The organism is Actinokineospora spheciospongiae (genome assembly GCF_000564855.1).
Classification (GTDB): Bacteria; Actinomycetota; Actinomycetes; order Mycobacteriales; family Pseudonocardiaceae; genus Actinokineospora; species Actinokineospora spheciospongiae.
This window is the reverse complement of record NZ_AYXG01000036.1, coordinates 1-16,819: the sequence shown is the minus strand read 5'-3', so window position 1 is coordinate 16,819 and position 16,819 is coordinate 1. Positions and strand designations below refer to the sequence as shown.

The 16,819-nt window shown below is 74.1% G+C and carries 12 protein-coding genes; 6 read left to right on the top strand and 6 right to left on the bottom strand.

Translation table 11 applies throughout. The features are described from left to right. The coding region (locus UO65_RS04520) for an AAA family ATPase (protein WP_035279027.1) at positions 1-1,166 on the bottom strand (1,166 nt) is incomplete at its 3' end. A gap of 457 nt (positions 1,167-1,623) precedes the next feature. Here UO65_RS04520 and UO65_RS04515 point away from each other — a divergent pair. Further along, positions 1,624-2,388 carry a thioesterase II family protein gene (locus UO65_RS04515; protein ID WP_035279025.1) on the top strand — a complete coding sequence of 255 codons (765 nt, stop codon included), beginning with the start codon at positions 1,624-1,626 and terminating at the stop codon, positions 2,386-2,388. A 112-nt stretch (positions 2,389-2,500) separates the two neighbouring features. Here the strand turns inward: UO65_RS04515 and UO65_RS04510 are convergent, their stop codons facing one another. The 3 genes from UO65_RS04510 to UO65_RS04500 all read right to left on the bottom strand — a co-directional run bounded on the left by UO65_RS04510 (position 2,501) and on the right by UO65_RS04500 (position 6,976). Beyond that, positions 2,501-5,299 (bottom strand): ATP-binding protein, encoded by a 2,799-nt coding sequence (locus tag UO65_RS04510; protein ID WP_035279023.1) that lies wholly within the window; start codon positions 5,297-5,299, stop codon positions 2,501-2,503. Between the two features lie 596 nt (positions 5,300-5,895). Further along, the gene (locus UO65_RS38915; protein WP_411431344.1) at positions 5,896-6,597 is read right to left on the bottom strand and encodes a hypothetical protein; all 702 of its coding nucleotides are present in this window, start codon (positions 6,595-6,597) and stop codon (positions 5,896-5,898) included. Then, the gene (locus UO65_RS04500; protein ID WP_052020695.1) at positions 6,590-6,976 is read right to left on the bottom strand and encodes a hypothetical protein; all 387 of its coding nucleotides are present in this window, start codon (positions 6,974-6,976) and stop codon (positions 6,590-6,592) included. Before UO65_RS04500 ends, UO65_RS38915 begins: the two co-directional genes overlap by 8 nt. Positions 6,977-7,112: 136 nt before the next feature. On the opposite strand from UO65_RS04500, the gene UO65_RS38810 reads away from it, so the two are divergent. Next, positions 7,113-9,350, top strand: a complete 2,238-nt coding sequence (locus UO65_RS38810; RefSeq protein WP_035279021.1) for a CHAT domain-containing protein — start codon at positions 7,113-7,115, stop codon at positions 9,348-9,350. Positions 9,351-9,362: 12 nt separating this feature from the next. After that, positions 9,363-10,853, top strand: a complete 1,491-nt coding sequence (locus UO65_RS04490; RefSeq protein ID WP_035279019.1) for an esterase/lipase family protein — start codon at positions 9,363-9,365, stop codon at positions 10,851-10,853. Between the two features lie 64 nt (positions 10,854-10,917). Here the strand turns inward: UO65_RS04490 and UO65_RS04485 are convergent, their stop codons facing one another. Next, on the bottom strand, positions 10,918-11,661 hold the full coding sequence (locus UO65_RS04485; RefSeq protein WP_035279018.1) for an SDR family NAD(P)-dependent oxidoreductase: 744 nt from the start codon (positions 11,659-11,661) through the stop codon (positions 10,918-10,920). 345 nt (positions 11,662-12,006) lie between these two features. On the opposite strand from UO65_RS04485, the gene UO65_RS04480 reads away from it, so the two are divergent. Continuing rightward, the gene (locus UO65_RS04480; protein ID WP_035279016.1) at positions 12,007-13,404 is read left to right on the top strand and encodes a family 2B encapsulin nanocompartment shell protein; all 1,398 of its coding nucleotides are present in this window, start codon (positions 12,007-12,009) and stop codon (positions 13,402-13,404) included. Here UO65_RS04480 and UO65_RS04475 read toward each other — a convergent pair. Further along, the gene (locus UO65_RS04475) at positions 13,401-13,850 is read right to left on the bottom strand and encodes a hypothetical protein (RefSeq protein ID WP_035279014.1); all 450 of its coding nucleotides are present in this window, start codon (positions 13,848-13,850) and stop codon (positions 13,401-13,403) included. The genes UO65_RS04480 and UO65_RS04475 overlap by 4 nt on opposite strands. A 33-nt stretch (positions 13,851-13,883) precedes the next feature. On the opposite strand from UO65_RS04475, the gene UO65_RS04470 reads away from it, so the two are divergent. Together UO65_RS04470 and UO65_RS04465 are read left to right on the top strand one after the other, a co-directional pair. After that, positions 13,884-15,278 (top strand): family 2B encapsulin nanocompartment shell protein, encoded by a 1,395-nt coding sequence (locus UO65_RS04470; protein WP_035279012.1) that lies wholly within the window; start codon positions 13,884-13,886, stop codon positions 15,276-15,278. 20 nt (positions 15,279-15,298) lie between these two features. Further along, positions 15,299-16,339: a family 2 encapsulin nanocompartment cargo protein polyprenyl transferase gene (locus UO65_RS04465; protein WP_035279010.1), complete on the top strand. Its 1,041-nt coding sequence runs from the start codon at positions 15,299-15,301 to the stop codon at positions 16,337-16,339. Positions 16,340-16,819: the final 480 nt, after the last annotated feature.

Here is a 16,819-nt window from a genome sequence, read left to right as displayed (position 1 = left end):
GCGGTGGGGGATTCGGGGAAGGTGGTGTCGGGGCGGGGGACGGGGTTGTAGCGCCATTCGGCGGCGGCCAGGGCGTCGGCGGTTCGTTGGGGGGTGGGGGAGGTCGGGAGGGCCAGTTCCAGGCAGCGGACGGCGAAGGGGCCGTCGTCGGTGGCTGCTGCGGTGTGCAGGACGTCGGTGGCCCAGGGGTGGTCGGTGCGGCCTGCGGCGACCAGGTGGTGGGCGACCTCCGTGGGGCAGGCGCCCCGGTCGTGCAGGAGGGCGGCGGCTCGGTGGTGCAGGTCCGCTCGTTCTTCTCCGGTGAGGGCGCCCAGGACCGCTTCCCGCACGGCGGTGCGGGCGATGCGGCCGCCGGACATGAGGCCCGCCGAGGTCAGGGCTCCGGTCATGGTCGCCACCGCTGACCTGGTGGTGCCCGCCAGGTCGGCGATGAGGCCGGGGAGGGCCTGGTTGCCGAGGACCGCCGCCGCCTTGGCCAGGTCGGGGACGCCGTCGTCCCAGCGGTGCAGGCAGGACAGGACGGCCTGGCGGAATGCCGTGCCGTGGCCGGGTTCGGCGGGGGCGTCGGCGAGGAGGGCGTGCAGGAGGACCGGGTTGCCGCCGCTGATCCGGTGGTGGGCCGCCACGTGGGCGCGGTCGGGGGGTGCTCCGGTGCTGCGGGCGATCAGCTCCGCCACGCCGGTGGCGGACAGGGGTGCCAGGCGGACCCGGTGGTCGGCGGTGCGGACCAGGTCGGTGCCGGAGACCGGTTCGCGTTCGGCCAGGACGACCAGGACCGGGGCGGCGGCCGAGCGGCCGCGCAGCGCGGTGAGGACGTTGAGCGATTCCGCGTCCACGTGCTGCACGTCGTCGACGGTGAGGACGACCGGGCCTCGGGCGGCGGCGGCGAGGGTGGATTCGACGAAGCGGGACGTGGACGGGTCCGGCAGGCCCGCGGCCAGTTGGCGGACCGCGCCGAGCGGTAGGTCCTGTTCGCCGCGCGAGCCGGTGGCGGTCAGCACCAGTGCGCCGGATTCCAGGGCGTGGTCGGCGAAGTCGGCGAGCAGCGTGGTCTTGCCGCAGGCGAGTGCGCCGGTGACGGCGGCGAAGCGGCCCGCGCCCGCGGCGCTCTCGGCCAGCGCGCGCGCCAGACCGGCCCCGGCGGTTCGGCGTTCGACCAGCGCCATCCGGTCTTCCCTCCACCCCGCGAGCGGTGCACGGCCTGGGAAATGTACTCCCGGTCCGCAAGTCCGGAGAAGCCGTGACCACCCCGCACCCGGCGAGCTTCGCTCGACAACACCGCGCATCCTGCGGCACGTCGGTGAAAACCCGGCGGTCAGGGGGTTTTAGGGGTACCGGCGGTCACCCCTACCGGCGCGCGGGCGGGCGTGTTCTTCGTACCGATAGGACAACCGCGTGTGCCGCGGTAGGGGTGGACATGGGGGTTGTCGGCCCGCGCCCGCGCTGGAACAGTCGGCCGGGGTGGGCGCGGTCCGCACGGGCCGGGTGACGCTGATCACCAACATGCCCGCGGCAGTTCGCCCACCGCGGCGGACTTCCGGGTCACCATGGGAGCTGCTCCCGGTGGAGCGCGGGCTTTCCCGAACGGCACTTTCCAGGACGGCGGAGGGACACCGATCCGACATGGCAGCGACCGACACGACCGAGCTGTGGGTGCGCAGGTTCCACCCGTCCCCGGACGCGGCGGCGCGCCTGCTGTGCCTGCCGCACGCGGGCGGTTCGGCGAGCTACTTCTTCCCGGTGTCGCGGGCGATGGCGCCCCGGGTGGAGGTGCTCGCGGTGCAGTACCCGGGGCGGCAGGACCGGCGGCACGAGCCGTGCCTCGACAGCGTGCAGGCGCTGGCGGACGCGCTGGTCGACGTGGTGGTCCCGTTCGCGGACAAGCCGCTGACGCTGTTCGGGCACAGCATGGGCGCCTCGCTGGCCTACGAGCTGGCGATCCGGTTGGAGGCCAGGGGGGTGGTCCCGGCCGGGTTGTTCGTCTCCGGGCGGCGGGCGCCGAACGCGGTGCGCGACGAGCGGGTGCACCTCAGCGGTGACGACGGGCTGATCGCGGAGATCAAGCGGCTCAACGGGACCGAGTCGCAGTTGCTCGACGACGACGAGGTGCTGCGCATGGTGCTGCCGTCGATCCGCGCCGACTACAAGGCCGCCGAGACCTACCGGCCCACCCCGGGGCAGTCGGTGTCGGTGCCGATCCGGGCGCTGGTGGGTGACAGCGACCCGAAGGTGACCCCGGAGGAGGCGGCGCGCTGGGCCGAGCACACCACCGGGCCGTTCACGCTGGAGGTGTTCCCCGGCGGGCACTTCTACCTCAACGCCGTGGTGCCGCAGGTCATCGACCGCATCTCCCGGCACATCGAGAACAGCCTGGCGACCGCCGACTGAGGGGCCGCCGGGTGGGCCGGGGTCACTCCCGGCCCACCCGGCGGTCACGACCCCGGCGGGGTGGCACAGCCGGTCGACACCGCCGATCGGCTGCGTCGACCGGGCCCGCCGCTCAGTTCTCCTCCGCCGCGGCGGAGGCGAGGAGCTGCTGCGGCAGGCCCGCGGGCAGGTCGGTGCGGCGGCTGACGTTCAGCTTCCGGTAGACCCGGGTCAGGTGCTGCTCCACCGTGCTGACGGTGATGTAGAGCTTGCCGCCGATCTCGCGGTTGGTGTGCCCGAGCGCGGCCAGCACCGCGACCCGGCGCTCGGCGTCGCTGAGCAGGTCGAGCACCGCCGTGTCCGCCGTCCGCCGGTCCGTGGTCTGTTCGGGCACGTCCGCCTCCCGTCCCGGCAGCAGCTCGCGGGTGAGCGGCTCCGCCTGGCAGCCCTTGGCAAGCTGGGCCGCGCGGCGGGCGACCGTGCGGGCCTTGTCGCAGTCGGCCGCGGCGTTGTGCGCGTGGCTCAGCGCCAGCAGCGACCGGGCGAGTTCGTAGCGGTCGCCGCCCGCGTGCAGCGCCTCCACCGACTCCAGCAGCAGCGCGGTGCGCCGGTCGGCGGTGGCCGCGGCGGCCAGCACGCGCAGCGACTGGCCGCGGGTGCGCGGGCCGTCGCAGCCGGGCCGGGCCAGTTGCTCGGCCATCAGCGCGCGGGCCGCGTCCCGGTTGCCCAGCGCCAGGTGCGCGGCGGCGGCGCCTGCGCGCCACGGCACCAGGGTCGGCAGGTCCAGGTCCCAGTGCGCCATCAGCGCGCCGCAGCGCTGGTGGTCGGCGAGCGCGGCGTGCGCGCGGCCGGTGGCCAGGTTGTGCCCGGCGCGGGCGTGCAGGTAGCGCAGGCCGAACTGGGTCTGGAACATGGCCTCCGGCACCGGCGTCCGCAGCAGGGTGGCGGCGAGCTCGTGCTCGCCCATGGCGGTGGCCGCGGCCACCCGCACCGACAGCGGCACGCCGATCGCCACGCCCCACCCCTGCGGGGTCAGCAGGTCGATGGCGGCCTGGGCGCGCTCGGCGGCGGCGGGCAGGTCGCCCTGGCGCAGCGCCACCTCGGCGCGGATCGCGCCCAGCACGGCCAGCCAGGTGTCGGCGCCGCGGCCGGTCGCCTCGGCCAGCAGCGCGTCGCACCAGTACGCGGCCCGGTCGTTGCGGTCGGCCAGGACCAGCGCCACCAGCGCGGAGAGCTGCGAGCCGAGGGTCTGCTCGCCGAGGCGGCAGCTCTGCAGGATCTGCTCGGCGGCGGTGACGATCTCGGTGCGCGCGCCGCCGCCGCGGATGCGTTCGAGCATCGCCGACACCCGCGACCACGGGTCGGCGATCACCCCGGCCACCCGGGGGGCGGGCACCGCGGGGACAACCGTCGGGTGCAGGAACTCCAGCCAGCGCAGGGCCAACCCGGCCTGGCCGGTGGCGGGGGCGTGCGCGGCGGACCCGGACAGCTCGGCCAGGGTTTCCGACAGCTCGCGGGTGTGGCCGTACCAGAGCAGAAACTTGGCCAGGTGCAGGCGGTTGCGCGGGGTCAGCCTGCCCGCGGTGCGCGCGGCGCGCAGCGGACCCAGGTAGCGGGCGGCGGCGGAGGGGTTGCGCCGCCACTCCACCCGCAGCAGCAGGGTGATCAGGTCGGCGCGCTCGTCGTCGTCGCGGGTGATCCGGGCGGCCAGTTCCAGGCCGCGCAGCGCGGGGGCGAGCCGGTCGGCGACCAGGTCCTCCTGGGCGGCGTGGCGCAGCACCGACACCGCCCACTGCCCCTCGACCGGGGCGTCCAGGTCGGCGGCGGCGGTCAGGTGCGCGGCCACGTCGGCGGCCTGGGCGCCGTCGCGCAGCCGCAGCCGGGCGGCGCGCAGGTGCAGGTCGGCGCGGTCGGCGGTGGCCATGCCGTCGAGCACTGCGGTCTTGGCCACCGGGTGCCGGAAGCGGCCCGCGTCCAGCAGCCCGGCCAGCTCCAGCACGTCGAGCGCCTGCGCGGCGGCGTCGGAGGTCATCTCCAGCAGGGCGCCGAGCAGCGCCGGGGTGGCGGCGTCGCCGAGCAGGGCGAGCCCGCGGGCCACCTGGCGCATCGCCGGTTCCCCGCGGTGCAGGCAGGCCAGCACGCCCGCGGCGAACTCCGGCCCCACGGCGACGTCGGGCTCCCCGGCGCGGGCACCGGCGCGCAGCGCGGCCCGGTGGTCCTCGGCGAGGGCGTTGACCAGCAGCGGGTTGCCGCCGCTGATGGCGTGGTGCACCGGGGCGAGGGCGGCGACGGTGGCCGGGTCGAACCGGTCGGCGAGCAGGTCGGCGACGCCCTCGGCCGACAGCGGGGACAGCCGAAGCTGCGAGGTGTTGGGTTGGCGGGTGACCTCGGCGCGGAACACGGCCTGGGTGGGGCGGGGCTGGGCCCACTCGGTGAGCACCACCAGGACGCGGCCGAAGCGCATCCGCCGCTGTAAGTAGAGCAGGGCCTCCAGCGAGGCGCCGTCGGCGAACTGCACGTCGTCGACGGCGATCACCACGGGCTGCTTCTTCGCCAGCTCGATCAGGGTGGCGCAGAGGGTGTCGAGCAGCCGGGCCCCGGCGCGGCCGAGGGCGTTCGGGTCCTCGACCGGCTCGGCCTGCTGGGCGCGGACCCGGCGGGTGGCGTCCTCGGCCAGCTCGACCGGGATCGCCGGGCTCTGCGCGAGTTGCAGGACCACGCCGAAGCGCAGCGTCCGCTCGGCCCGCGAGCCGGTGGCGGTCATCAGCACGGCCCCCGCGGCGGCGACGTGCTCGGCGAAGGTGTGCAGCAGTTCGGTCTTGCCGCTGGCGACACCGCCGCTGACGAGCGCGACCTGGCCCCTGCCCCGGATGCACTCGGCGTAGAGCCGGGTGAGTGTGCCGAGTTCCTCGTGCCGTTCGACCAGCGCCATGGTCTGCCTCTCCGCTTCTCCCGCGCGTCCCATCCGCGTGCACGGTGGGAACTCTGTCGCCAGTCACGCAGTGTGACGGTTTTTCTCCGTTCCCCCACCGTCCGGGATGAATCTAACGGCTTCGACGGCCATTGTGGAAGCTTTGCCAATTGACTCGATGAACAATGCGATTCCCGGAGGTGACCGCACCCGCGCAGTGGCCCATTCGGCCCATCCGGCTGGGCCCGCAGGGGGTATCCGGCTGCCCGCCTCTTCCCATGGCCGAGGACTTTTCGCAATGGACGAAATAGGTCACGACGCCGAAGGGTAGTCACTGGCCATGTTCGCTACGGTTGGTGAGTCACCAACCGTAACCTCAAGAGTGCCTTAAGTAGTCGCAGTTGAGGAGGCCAAGGTGAGCCCGGGACGCACACCGCCGAACCCGCACCACCGCTCGGCGACCCTCCCGAACGGCACCCGCGGACCCGGAGCGGACACTTTTCCGACACCTCGGATTAACCCAACCGAGTGACGCCGGGAATTCAACGGCAGCCAATCCGAGACCTAATTGCGACAGGACCAATGCGATCGAACACGCCGGGGCGGCACCTTCGGGGTCAATGCGCGCCCGCGATGGCGGCGCTGCGCCGTATCCACAGCAGACCCAGCACCGGCAGCACCAGCGGGACGAATCCGTAACCCCGCCCGAATAGCGACCACACGGTCGCATCGGGGAAAGCGGCCGGGTCGAGCAGGCTGAACGCGCCCACCGCCACGACCCCCACCAACTCCACGGTGCAGGACACCACCGCCACCCGGCGCGAGGCCGCCGAGCCCCGCACGAGCCCCACGGTCGCCACCACGTAGACCACGGCGGCGAGGGCGGAGAGCAGGTAGGCCAGCGGGGCCCGGTCGAAGTGGGTGCCGAGCTGCACCGCCGACCGCGCGCACGCGGCGAGGGCGAACAACGCGTAGACGGCGATCAGCAACCGGCCCGGGCCGCTGCGGGTGGCCGCCCGCAGCCCCGGCCGGGCCTGCCCGTGCGGCTCGGCGCTCGGCGCGGGCTCGGGGGTCGGGTGGGAGGGGGTGTGGGGATCGGGTTCGAGGGCAAGCCGTGCCCCAGGTCCGGGGTCGGACTCAGCACTCGGGTGCTCGTCGGGTCGGGAGCTGGCCTCGGGAGCCGGGTGCGCCTCGGGGCGGAGGCCGGACTCGGAACCCGGGTGCGCATCGAGTCGGGGAGCGGACTCAGAGGCCGGGTGCGCGTCGGGTCGGGCGCCGGACTCGGCAGCCGGGTGCGCGTCGGGTCGGGGGTCAGACACCGGGGACCGCCGCCCAGACCTGGTCGAGTCGCAGGTTCAGCACCGGGACCACCAGGCAGCCGATCACCAGGACCGCGATGCCCCACCGGGTGCGCTCGGCCAGTGCCCAGAACACCGCGATCGGCAGCACCAGCAGCGCGCCCAGCAGGTAGCCGCCGAAGGTGAGCGCCTCGACGTCGCGGTCGGTGGTCGCCAGGTTCACGAAGCCGACGACCGCCTGCGCCAGCAGGCCCAGTTCCAGCAGCACCAGCAGCCCGAGGTAGGCCCACCCGTCCGGGCGGCCCGGCAGTGGCGGTCGGAGCAGCACGACCAGGACCAGCGCCCACAGCGCGGCACCGAGGGCGACCCAGTTGAGCACGGAGGTCAGTGCGTCGACCACCGGCACCACCGCACACCCGAGAACCCGCGCATGTCCAGAGCTTCGCACGGCCAGTCGGCGGGAAGCACGTCGGGGCGGGGCGGCCGGGTGCCACAATCGACCCCGGCCGACGACATACGGTGTACCGGGGGGTGCGATGTCGACAGCGAACCTGCCCGCCCTGCTGCGGGACCCGACCCGCCGCGCGGAGGCGGTGGCCGCGGTGGGCGACGCCCTGGCCGCGCTGGGCCGGGGGGCTCCGGCGCGGTGGGTGCCGGACCCGGAGCGGGTCCGGCGCCTGCGGCGCGGGCTGATCGCCGGGACCGACTTCGACAGCCTGGCCGAAGACCTGCGCCTGCTGTCAGAGGACGAGGCCGCCGAACTCCTGGCGGGTGAGCCGGACCGGTGGGACCGCGCGGCCATCACCGCCGTGGTCGGCCGGTTGACGCCGAGCGCGATCCCGGTGGGAGCGCTGGCCCGGCTCTGGCTGACCACGCACACCGGGTTGAGCACGGGGGACGTGGCCGCGCTGCTGGGCCCGGCACCGCGGCGGACCCTCTACCGCGGCCTGCTCCCCCTGCTCACCGACGACCTGGCGGGTCTGCTGGCCGCGGAGCTGCTGGCCGATGTGCTCGACGGTACCCGGCCCGCCCACCCGACCCCGGAACCCGCCGATCTGCCCGACCAGCCCCGGGACAGCACCGGACACTGGACGCCGGTCGACGAGGACCCGGGTGACCACGACCACGCCCCCCAGCAGGGGAGTGGTGGTCGACCTCCCGCCAACGGCGGGTATGGCCAGGCCTTCCCACCTGCGGACAGGGTGGACCCGTGCGCACCGTCCGGCGGTCGCGGCGCCGGGGCGGAGCGGGTGGCCTGGCCCGTGGTGGCGGCGCCGGAGGTGGTGCCGACCGACACGGAGTTCGACCTCGTGGTGGGCATCGGGGCCGAGCCCTCGGCGGAGGTGACCGGCACCGGGTCGCTGCGGGTACCCGCCGGGGATGTGCTGATCGAGGTGACCGTGATGTTCGACCCGGTGGCGTTCGCACCGGTGGGGTGGGCGAACCCGGTGACGTTGGCGGCCACCGGCACCAACCCGTTCCCCCGGATCAGTCTGCGGGTGCGGGCGCTGGCCGGGGTGGACCTGGGGGTGCGGCGGGAGATCGGGGCGGCGTACTTCGTCGGTGGGGCGTTGCGCGGGTACGGGTCGCGCACGGTGCAGGTGACCGATGGGCCCGGGGAGCGGTTGGACCTCGTCGACGGGGACAGCCTGGACCTCGGGCCGCTGTTGGCGGCTGACGCGCCGGACCTGGTGGTCGTGGTGGAGCGCGGGGCGGATGTGTGCGGGCAGACGTTGTTGTGGAGTGCGCGGTCCCCCTTGGCGGGGGTGGTGGGGGCGCCGGGGCCGCACCGGGTGGGGATCGGGGACGATCCGGCCGGGTTGGCCCGGGCGGTGCGGTTGAAGATGGGGTCGGTGGCCGATCCGCGGGACGCCGTGTTGACGTTGGTCGGGTTGGGGCGGGAGATCGGGGACAAGGTGCCGGTGCCGGTCGCGGACGCGATCCGGGCGGTGGTGGCGGCGCGGGCCCCGGCGCCGCCGTCGGTGTTGCTGCTCAGCGCCGAGCCGCACGTGCCGTGGGAGTTGGCGGTGTTGGGCGAACCCGAGCCGGACCGCAGTCCGTTCCTGGGGGCCCAGGTGGTGCTGGGGCGGTGGGTGTTGGACACCCGGCGACCGCGGCCGACGCCGCCGGTGCGCGCTTCGGGGGCGGGGCGGGCGGTGGTGACGGCCCGGTACGAGGGGGTGCCGGGCTGGAGCCGGTTGCCCAGTGCCGAGGCGGAGGCGGCGGGGTTGGCGGCGGCGTACCCGCCGTGCGCGGAGGTGGCGCCGCTGCACTCGGCGGTGTTGGACTTCCTGGAGTCGGGGCCGCCCGCGCGGGCGGTGCACTTCGCGCTGCACGGCAAGTTCGACCCGGACAACGCCCAGGACGGCCTGGTGCTGCTGGCCCCCGCACCGGCCGACCCGAACCGGCTGGTGCCACGGTTCCTCAGCCCGGAGCACGTGTCGGCGATGTCGTTCACCGGCCACCCCTTCGTCTTCCTCAACGCCTGCCAGGTCGGGGCGGGCGGTACCGTGCTCGGTGACTACTCCGGGCTGGCGCGGGCCTTCCTGGCGGCGGGCGCGTGCGGGGTGGTCGCTCCACTGTGGAACGTCGACGACGTGGCGGCGAGCGAGTTGGCCGAGGCGTTCTACGCGGCGGCCTACCGCGGGCTGCCCGCCGCCGAGGTGCTGCGGGGGCTGCGGGCGGGGGTCGACCGGCGGACCCGGGAGGGCAAGCCCGCGACCACCATGGCGTACCAGTTCTTCGGGCACCCGCGACTCGCCCTGCACCTGTGAAGGAGGACCGCGATGGCTGAGGACCTGCGCCCGGACGGGACGGACGTGCGGATCGGGGACGTGGTGGTCAGCTCACCGGGGCTGATCGGCCGGGTGGAGGTGCACCCGGCGGGCGGCGCGGGCATGCGCGGCGCCGAGGCGGCCTCGGCGGAGTTGCTGTCGGCGTTGGCGCGCAACGGTTTCGACGAGCAGTTGACCGTGGAGCTGCTGGACCCGGTGGAGGTGCCCGAGCTGGCCTCCGGGGCGACCCGGTCGACGGCCGCGGGCGGGCCGGGGGTGCGCTTCGAGGTGCCCGGGCCGGGGACCGGGCTGGGGCAGGTGGTGCTCGCCAAGGACGAGCAGGGGGTGCTGAGCTGGGTCCTGCCCGACGACATCACCCCGGCGGAGGTGGCCACGCGCGGGGGCGACCGGCGCTCCTACACGATCGCCCGTCGGGTGGCGCCGGTGGACCCGGGGGCGGACCCGTCGCGCGGGCTGCTGGGGGCGCTGGGGTCGAAGCTGTTGAAGGTGCTGGTGTTCCCGCTGGTCGACCCGGTCATCGGGGAGGTCGGGGAGTACTTCGTCAGCCGGTGGGAGCAGCGGTACCGGCCGGTGCGGCTGCGCCGGTTCACGCCTGAGGACCACGCGCTGCCGCAGCCGGTGGACCCGTCCGGGCCGGACTGGGCGGCGTTGGCGGCGGGGCCCGCGCTGCTGTTCGTGCACGGGACCGCCAGTTCCAGCCACGCCGGTTTCGGCGGGTTGCCCCGGGAGGCCGTGCTGCGGTTGCACGAGCGCTACGGCGGGCGGGTGCTGGCCTTCGACCACCGCACGCTGTCGGTGGACCCGGTGGTGAACGCGCGGGAGCTGGTGGAGCGGGTGCCCGAGGGGGCGGGGCTGGAGGTCGACGTCCTGGCGCACTCGCGCGGCGGGCTGGTGGGCCGGGTGCTGTGCGAGCTGCCCGGCGAGGTGGGGTTGGACCCGGGGCGGCTGCGGGTGCGGACACTGGTGATGGTGGCGACCCCGAACGCGGGCACCGCCCTGGCGCACCCGGACAACCTGGACAGGTGGCTCGACCGGATGACGAACCTGCTCCAGTTGGTGCCCGTCAACGCGGTCACCGACGTGCTCGACGTGGTGCTGACGGTGGTCAAGCAGTTGGCGCTGGGCGTGCTCAAGGGGCTGGAGGGGCTGATGTCGATGAACCCCGCAGGCGACTTCCTCACCACCCGGCTCAACGTGCCCGCCCCGCACGCGGCGGTCTACCGGGCGGTGGCGTCGGACTACGACCCGCCGCCCGGGGCGCCGCTGCTGGCCTGCGCCCGCGACGGGTTGACCGACCTGGTGTTCGGCAGCGCCCCCAACGACCTCGTGGTGCCCACCGACGGCGTGTTCGCCGCCAACGGCGCGTCGGCGTTCCCGGTCGGGGAGCCGGAGGTGTTCGCCGCCGCCGACGCGGTCGACCACAGCGGCTACTGGGCCCGGCCCCGGGTGGTGACCGCGCTCGACCGGTGGCTGACCGGCTGAGAACAGGTCACCGACAACCCCGGCAACCGGGCGTCCACCCACGACAGTGCGAATCGGATTCACCTCAACGGGGCATGCGCCGCCACAGCCACCGGGGCAGCAGGCGCAGTCCGAAGAAGAGCGGGCGCAGCGCCCCCGGCACCCACACGTCGCGCTTGCCCGCGGCCAGGGCGCGGACCGCCGCGCGCGCCACCTGTTCGGGTGTACTGGACAGGGGCGCCGGTGCCATACCCTCGGTCATGCGCCCGACCACGAACCCGGGGCGCACCACGAGCAGCCGGACGCCGCTGCCCACCAGCGCGTCGGACAGGCCGCTCGCGAACCCGTCGAGGCCCGCCTTCGCGGAGCCGTAGACGTAGTTCGCCCGGCGCACCCGGACCCCGGCGACGGACGAGAACGCGACGACGTCCCCGCTTCCCTGCGCCCGCAACAGGTTCGCCAGGTGGCTCAGGACGCTCACCTGGGCCACGTAGTCGGTGTGCACGACCGCCAGGGCATGATCGACATCACGTTCCGCCCTGGACTGGTCGCCGAGCACCCCGAAGGCGACCACGGCGGTGGCCACCGGGCCGTGCTCGGCGACGATCCGGGAGAGGACGGACGGGTGCGCGGCGAGGTCGTCCGCGTCGAAGTCCACACAGGTCACCCGGGTCGCGCCCGCCGCGCGCAGCTCCCGCTCCCGCTCCGCCAGGGCGCCGGTGTCCCTGGCCGCCAGCACGACTTCCCGCGCGCCGCCGACCACCAGCCGCCGGGCCAGAGCCGAACCGATTTCACTTCCGCCACCGAGGACGACCACCGAACCGTTCATTGGACCAGTCTGCCGTCTCCGTCACCAGCGTTACGCGGCACCTGACCCCATTTGCCGCAGCGACCGGACGGATCGAGTGAAAGATCCACTCGGCGGTCACTCCGAGTTGATCTAAGTCGGACATCTGATTCCGCTTGTTGGGACACGACCATCCCATTCGGGGACTGCCGGCCCCCGATCAGCGGTGCTAACTTCGACGCCGTCGGTGTCGAACGTTTGGGGCACAGGGACAAACCCGGACACCCGGTCGGCCGAGGCGCGACCGCGGGGCCGCTTCCACCCGCGCCGACCAGTCGGCAACTCCTCCCACCTCGTGAAATCCGGATCAGGAATGGCGGTACCGCTGTGACCGAGACCCTGCACCCCTTGGACCCCGCCGCGCAGCCGTCGCAGCAGTCCCTGGGGACGGCGGCGGCGAGAAACCTCGCGACCACGACCAAGTCCGTGCCGCAGATGCAGGAGATCACCTCCCGCTGGCTGCTGCGCGTCCTGCCGTGGGTGCAGGTCAGCGGCGGCACCTACCGGGTGAACCAGCGGCGCAGCTACGTCGTCGGCGACGGCCGCATCGACGTCGACCGCAGCGGCTCGCAGTCCCGGGTGATCGCCGGTGACCTGCGCGAACTGGCGTTCCTGCGCGAGTTCGACGACGAGGAGACCCTGGGCGCGCTGGCGAACCTGTTCGCCGAGGAGACCTACGCCGCGGGCGACACCATCGTCGAGTGGGGCCACGCCGAGGACCGGTTCCTGGTCATCGCGCACGGCCGGGTCGAGCAGCACGCCGCGGGCCAGTACGGCGAGGAGGCGGTGGTGGGCGTGGTCGCCGACGGCGACTACTTCGACCAGTGGGGCCTGCTGGAGGAGCGGATCTGGGACTTCACCGCCCGCGCCGCCACCAACACCACCGTGCTCGCGGTGCGCCGCGCGGACTTCCAGAACCTGGTGGAGCGCTCCCCCGCGCTGGCCGAGCACCTGCGCGCCTTCGCCGAGTCCGACGCGGGCAACCGCGACGGCGAGAAGCCGATCGAGCTGTCCGCGGGCCACACCGGCGAGGTGGAGCTGCCGGGCACGTTCGTCGACTACCAGGACGCCCCGCGCGAGTACGAGCTGAGCGTCGCGCAGACCGTGCTGCGGGTGCACAGCCGCGTCGCCGACCTCTACAACCAGCCGATGGACCAGGTCGAGCAGCAGTTGCGGCTGACCATCGAGGCGCTGCGCGAGCGCCAGGAGCACGAGCTGATCAACAACCGGGACTTCGGCCTGCTGCACAACGCCGACTCCCGCCAGCGCATCCACACCCGCACCGGGGCGCCCACGCCGGACGACCTCGACGAGCTGCTGGCCAAGGTGTGGAAGAACCCGGGCGTGATCCTGGCGCACCCGCGGGCCATCGCCGCCTTCGGCCGCGAGTGCAGCAAGCGCGGCATCTACCCGGCCAACGTCGACATCGCGGGCCACCAGGTGCCGTCGTGGCGCGGGGTGCCGGTGCTGCCGTGCAACAAGATCCCGGTGTCGGACACCCGGACCACGTCCATGCTGCTCATGCGCACCGGCGAGGCCGACCAGGGCGTCATCGGCCTGCACCAGACCGGCATCCCGGACGAGTACCAGCCGAGCCTGTCGGTGCGGTTCATGGGCGTCAACGAGAAGGCGGTCATCTCCTACCTGGTGAGCGCCTACTACTCGGCCGCCGTGCTGGTGCCGGACGCGCTGGCCGTGCTGGAGAACGTCCAGATCGGTCTCTAGCCGGGTGCCGGTGGTCCCACCCGGGACCACCGGCCCCGCGCCCGACCCAGCGCCAGGAGCGACATGCCCGCACAGCAGTCCCATCCCGCCACCCCCCACCCGGCGACGCCGCCCGGGCGGCCCACCACCCCGACGCCGCCGGGCCGGGCCCCCGACCACGCGCCGCCGTACTCGCTGCTGTTCCCGCGCCCGCCCGCCACCAGCGGCGGCGCCGGGGTCCCGGTCCCGGCGACGGACCCGGAGGCCGCGGCGGTGCGCCCGCCGTTCCACCCGCCCGCCCCGCGACCGCCCGCGGGCGCCGGGACGGTGCGCACGTCGGTGCCGACGCCGCCGGTGCGGACGCCGAACCCGGCTGACCGACCCACGGGCACCCACCCGCCCGCCAAGCCCGACGTGCCGAGGGTTCCCGGCGCACCGAAGCCCCCGTCCACCTCCAGCGTCCCCACGCCTCCCCAGAGCCCAGATTGGCGGTACCACGCGTGACCGGTCTCCTCGAGTCCGAAGACCAGTACACCCCGCAGTCCCTCAGCACCGCGGCGGCCCGCAAGCTGGCGACGACGACCAAGTCCGTCCCGCAGATGCAGGAGATCTCCCCCCGGTGGCTGCTGCGGCTGCTGCCCTGGGTGGAGACCCCCGGCGCCGCCTACCGGGTCAACCGGCGCCTGACCTACACCGTGGGCGACGGGCGCGTGTCGTTCACCAACACCGGCGCGGACGTGGCGGTCGTGCCGCCGGAGCTGCGCGAGATCGGCCTGCTGCGCACCTTCCCCGACGACGAGGTGCTCGGCGTGCTGGCGGGCCGCTTCCAGCAGCGGACGGTGGAGGCCGGTGAGGTGATCACCACCGGCGGTCGGGCCGCCGACGGCATCTACCTGATCGCGCACGGCAAGGTCACCCGCTACACCGAGGGCGCCTACGGCGACGACGCGGCGGTCGACATCCTCGCCGACGGCCAGTTCTTCGGCGACAAGGCGCTGCTGGGCAGCGACACCACCTGGGACCACACGGTCAAGGCGAACACGCCGTGCATCCTGATGTTCCTCTCGCGCAGCGACTTCCTCGCCGTGCAGGAGCAGTCGGAGGTGCTCGGCCTGCACATCGAGTCGTACCGGGCGCTGTCCACGGGCGCGCAGAACCGGTGGGGCGAGGCGGAGATCGCCCTGGCCTCCGGGCACCAGGGCGAGGTGCCGCTGCCGGGCACCTTCGTCGACTACGACATGGCCCCGCGCGAGTACGAGCTGAGCGTCGCGCAGACCGTGCTGCGGGTGCACACCCGGGTGGCCGACCTCTACAACGACCCGATGAACCAGGTCGAGCAGCAACTGCGGCTGACCATCGAGGCGCTGCGCGAGCGCCAGGAGCACGAGCTGATCAACAACCCGGACTTCGGGTTCCTCAACAACGCCGACCTCAAGCAGCGCATCCACACCCGCGAGGGCGCGCCCTCCCCGGACGACCTCGACGAGTTGCTGTCGCGGCGGCGCCGGTCGGACTTCTTCCTGGCGCACCCGAAGGCCATCGCGGCGTTCGGCCGCGAGTGCACCAAGCGCGGGCTGTACCCACCGACGGTCGAGGTGCACGGCAGGCAGGCGGTGTCCTGGCGCGGGGTGCCGATGCTGCCCAGCGACAAGATCCCGATCAGCGGGAACAACACGACCTCGATCATCGCCATGCGCACCGGTGAGTCCAGCCAGGGCGTCATCGGCCTGCACCAGACCGGCATCCCGGACGAGTACCAGCCGGGCCTGTCGGTGCGGTTCATGGGCGTGGACGACAAGGCCCTGCTGTCCTACCTGGTCAGCACCTACTACAGCGCCGCGGTGCTGGTCCCGGACGCGCTGGGCGTCCTGGAGAACGTCCAAATCGGACTCTAGAGTCCTGGAGAAGGGACACCATGCCCACTGTCGACGCGCGCCCCGGTCACCGCTCCGCGCGCGAGGTGCTCGCGCACAGCCGCACCCTGCTCGACCCGGCGCTGCGCGCCGCGGTCGACGGTCTGCCCGAATCGATGCGCGGCATCGCCGGGTACCACTTCGGGTGGTGGGACGAGCACGGGCGCACCGCCACCGCGGACGCGGGCAAGGCGGTGCGCCCGGCCCTGGTGTTCCTCGCCGCCGAGGCGGTGGGCGGCGACCCACTCACCGCCCTGCCCGCCGCGGTGGCGGTGGAGCTGGTCCACAACTTCACCCTGCTGCACGACGACGTGATGGACGGCGACCGCACCCGCAGGCACCGCCCCACCGCGTGGACCGTCTTCGGCCTCGGCCAGGCGATCCTGGCGGGCGACGCGCTGCTCACCCTGGCCTACGACGTGCTCGCCGCGAGCGGGCACCCCAAGGCGCAGGAGGCCGCGCGGGTCATGTCGGCCGCGGTGCTGGCGGTGCAGGACGGCCAGGCCGCCGACCTGTCGTTCGAGAAGCGCCTCGACGTGGGTGTCGAGGAGTGCCTGCGGATGGCCGAGGGCAAGACCGGCGCCCTCCTGGGCTGCTCAACGGCCCTCGGCGCCCTGTTCGGCGGCGGCGACGCCGAACAGGTCAACCACCTGCGCGTCTTCGGCGAGCGGATGGGCCTGTCCTTCCAACTGGCCGACGACCTCCTCGGCATCTGGGGTGATCCGGAGACCACGGGCAAACCGGTCCACTCGGACCTGGCCAACCGCAAGAAGTCCCTGCCGGTCGTCGCCGCCCTCGCCGAGGTGTCCCCGGCGGCGGTGGAGCTGAGCACGATCTACCACAGCGCCACCACGCTCACCCCGGACGAACTGGCCCACACCGCGAGCCTGATCGAAACCGCGGGCGGCCGCGCCTGGGCCAGGAACCACGCCGACGACCTGCTGGCCCAGGCCCTCGACCGCTTGGCGGCGGTGGACCCACTGGCCCGCCCCGCGGCGGAACTGGCGAGCCTGGCCCACCTGGCCGCCCGCCGGGACCACTAAGCCCACCCCCAGAACCGGGACCGCGCGGGAGCCCGGATGAGCGGAGCCGCTGGGCCGGGCGCGGGGCCAACTGCCCCGCCCCGGCCCGGCGAGCAAGAGCCCCGGGTGGATGCCCGAGTGGGCGGGTGGATCTGCCCGGCCAGCCGACCACCCCCGGAACCGCCGGCCCGGCCACCAGCCACCCGAACGCCCACCGGCGCAGCCACCAACCGGCCACCCCGAGAACCGCCGGCCCGGCGAGCGACTGCCCGGGTGAGTGGATGTGCTTGGCCAACCGACCACCCCGGGAACCGGCGGCCCGGCCAAGCAAAGGCCCGGGTGGATGGAGGTGCTTGGCCAACCGACCACCCCGGGAACCGCCGGCCTGGCGAGCGAACTGCCCGGGTTGGTGGAGGTGCTTGGTCAGCCGACCACCCCGAAAACCGGCGGCCCGGCAAGCGAACTGCCCGGGTGGGTGGATGTGTTTGGCCGGGGGTGGCG

Bases quoted from the DNA above. Each gene is read 5' to 3' on its own strand.
- UO65_RS04510 (WP_035279023.1), bottom strand. From the start codon at position 5,299: ATGGCGCTGGTCGAACGGCACGAGGAACTCGGCACACTCACCCGGCTC.
- UO65_RS04515 (WP_035279025.1), top strand. From the start codon at position 1,624: ATGGCAGCGACCGACACGACCGAGCTGTGGGTGCGCAGGTTCCACCCG.
- UO65_RS04485 (WP_035279018.1), bottom strand. From the start codon at position 11,661: ATGAACGGTTCGGTGGTCGTCCTCGGTGGCGGAAGTGAAATCGGTTCG.
- UO65_RS38810 (WP_035279021.1), top strand. From the start codon at position 7,113: ATGTCGACAGCGAACCTGCCCGCCCTGCTGCGGGACCCGACCCGCCGC.
- UO65_RS04490 (WP_035279019.1), top strand. From the start codon at position 9,363: ATGGCTGAGGACCTGCGCCCGGACGGGACGGACGTGCGGATCGGGGAC.
- UO65_RS04465 (WP_035279010.1), top strand. From the start codon at position 15,299: ATGCCCACTGTCGACGCGCGCCCCGGTCACCGCTCCGCGCGCGAGGTG.